At 53.9% G+C, this 1,255-nt stretch carries 1 pseudogene; it reads right to left on the bottom strand.

What is annotated here, in order from left to right:
* Positions 1-39: 39 nt before the first annotated feature.
* Positions 40-1,206: pseudogene (locus tag C8N36_RS23910) on the bottom strand (IS3 family transposase).
* Positions 1,207-1,255 lie beyond the last annotated feature (49 nt).

Below are 1,255 nucleotides of genomic sequence, written 5' to 3' on the forward strand. Positions count from 1 at the left end.
TTGGACCTGTCACGTTTTAGTGCCGCTCCTAGTGCTCGTTTAAGCCACCTTGCGTTCGAAAGCGACGGGGCTTTTCCAACCCAGTGCTGAATGGCGTCTTCGCGGATTGTAGAAGCCATTGATGTATTCGAAGATGGCCATCTCAGCTTTGCGCCGTGTTTCCCAAGGATGCCGCCAGACAAGCTCTGCTTTGATGGTTTTAAAGGACGTCTCAACAGCCGCATTATCGTAGCAATTACCTTTGCCAGACATCGATACCTTGAACCCATGCTGGCGCAGGATTTTCTGATAGTCATGAGAACAGTATTGCGACCCGCGATCCGTGTGGTGGACGCAACCTCTGGGCGGTGTTCTGAGTGCAATGGCCATTTTCAACGCACGGATCGCCAAGTCCCGTTTCATCCGATTGCTGACCGCCCAGCCAATGACACGGCGTGAATGCAGGTCCAGGATCACCGCAAGATAAAGCCAACCCTCTTGGGTCCAAACACAGCTGATGTCACCGGCCCATTTCTGGTTGGGCGCGTTGGCGGTGAAGTCACGATCCAGCAGGTTCGGCGCAATGTTGAACTTGTGATTGCTGTCTGTGGCGACCTTGTGTTTACGGGTTCTGACGACGGATATACCATTCTGGCGCATCAATCTGCCAACTCGGAGATGCCCGACGTCCAAGCCGATTTCCTTCAGCTCTTCCGTCATCCGTGGCCTGCCGTAGCTGCCCAAGCTGAGACGAGATTGTTCTTTGATATGTGCCAGCGTGATGAGATCGGATCGCTGTCTGCGGCTTGCGGGGCGGCTTCGGAAAGCACGCAGACCGCGTGCGCTGACACCAACGACATCGCACAGGCGATTAGCTGGGAAGCTGGCTCTGTGTTCTTCGATAAACCTAAATCTCATTGCTTTAGGCCCGCGAAGAACTGGGTGGCCTTTTTTAGGATTTCCCTCTCCTCCTTGAGGAGCCGGATCTCACGTCGAAGTCGATCATTCTCTTTGGCGAGGCTCAGATCCTCTTTCGACACTACATCTGTGTCCCCCCTCTCATGCATGTAAACATGCACTGCCGGGCAGTGGATGGGCTGTGATCCATTTGTTCAGCGTCGACATCCCGACACCCAAATCATCAGCCACCTGCTTACGCGTCAGCCCACTGGTCAGCGCGATACGCACCGCATCTTGGCGAAATTCGTCCGTACGTTTCAGTCCCATAGTCTGTCTCCTTTGTTGCAGTAAATGCTATCAAAGGAGCGGCATCAAA

The sequence above is a fragment of the Pelagimonas varians genome (genome assembly GCF_003208435.1).
Classification (GTDB): Bacteria; Pseudomonadota; Alphaproteobacteria; order Rhodobacterales; family Rhodobacteraceae; genus Pelagimonas; species Pelagimonas varians.